Source organism: Kitasatospora sp. NPDC051164, from assembly GCF_044455625.1.
GTDB lineage: Bacteria > Actinomycetota > Actinomycetes > Streptomycetales > Streptomycetaceae > Kitasatospora.
Genome location: NZ_JBITFB010000128.1, coordinates 1 through 1,300, shown reverse-complemented (window position 1 = coordinate 1,300; position 1,300 = coordinate 1). Strand labels below are relative to the sequence as shown.

Sequence of the window (1,300 nt, the reverse complement as noted above, 5' to 3'; positions counted from 1 at the left end):
TGAGCTGCACTGATCTTCGTGGAGTCTTTGAAGCCTGGGTTACGATCCAGGCGTAAGGAGAACCACGAGCAGTGCCAGCACCACGTAAGTACCCCGATGAACTCCGCGAGCGCGCGGTCCGCGAGGTTCGCTCGACCGGCCGCCCGGTGGCTCACGTTGCCCGCGACCTCGGCATCCACAAGGAAGCCCTGCGGTCCTGGGTCCGCCAGGCCGAGGCCGACGCAGGCGAGCGCGACGACCGCCTGACCAGCTCCGAACTGGAGGAGCTGAAGCAACTGCGCAAAGAGAACGCCGAGTTGAGGCGGGCCAACGAGATTCTCAAAGCGGCCAGTGTGTTTTTTGCCCAGGAGATCGACCGTCCCCGGACGAGGCCGAGCAGGTGATCGACCACCTGCGTGACGGTTTCGGGGTCGATCCCGTGTGCCGGGTGCTGGAGCTCTCGCCGTCGACGTACTTCGCGCGCAAGCAGCGCCCGAAGTCGGCCCGCCGACTCCGCGACGAGGAGCTGATTCCGCTGGTCACAGCCGCGTGGGAGGACTCGGGCCGCACCTACGGGGCCCGCCGGGTCACCCGGGGCCTGGTCCGGGCCGGACATGCGGTGGCCCGCTGCACGGTCGAGCGGCTGATGCGGGAGCTCGGCATCGAGGGCGTCATCCGCGGGCAACGCCGCCGCACCACCATCCCGGAGCCGACCGCCGCGCGCCCGCCGGACCTGGTCAACCGGCGCTTCACCGCCGAGCGCCCGAACCAGCTGTGGCTGGCCGACCTGACCTACATCCGCACCTGGTCGGGCTGGGCGTACGTGGCGTTCGTCCTGGACGCGTACTCCCGCCGGATCGTGGGCTGGCAGGCGGCCACCCATATGCGCACCGACCTGCCACTGGACGCGCTGGAGATGGCGCTGTGGCGGCAGAGGATCAAGAAGGACGCCGGCCTCATTCATCACAGCGACCGCGGGTCGCAATACGTGTCCATTCGCTACACAGAGCGATTGGCCGAGGTCGGCGCCTCCGCGTCCGTCGGCTCGGTCGCGGACTCGTACGACAACGCGATGGCGGAGGCCTTGAACGGCACGTTCAAGGCCGAACTGATCGAGCATCAGGGACCATGGCGGGACTTTGACGAGGTCGAGCGGGCCGTCTTCCAGTGGGTCGCGTGGTACAACGGTGAACGACTCCATTCCGCCCTCGGCTACCTGCCGCCCGACGAATACGAGCAGGCGTACTGGGCGAGCCTGGAGGAAGCCCCGCAGGCCGCTTGATCACACAATCGCGGACTCTACGAAACTCGGGGCAGCTCA

The 1,300-nt window shown here is 67.9% G+C and carries 1 protein-coding gene; it reads left to right on the top strand.

Annotated features, from left to right (window positions below):
- The first annotated feature begins 71 nt into the window (after nt 1–71).
- Nucleotides 72–1,261, top strand: a protein-coding gene (locus ACIBEC_RS47810) for an IS3 family transposase (RefSeq protein ID WP_360510341.1) whose coding sequence is annotated in 2 segments (ribosomal slippage) — nt 72–336 and nt 336–1,261 — 1,191 coding nt in all. Because the reading frame shifts where the segments join, the coding sequence is not laid out codon by codon here.
- The last annotated feature ends 39 nt before the right edge of the window (nt 1,262–1,300 follow it).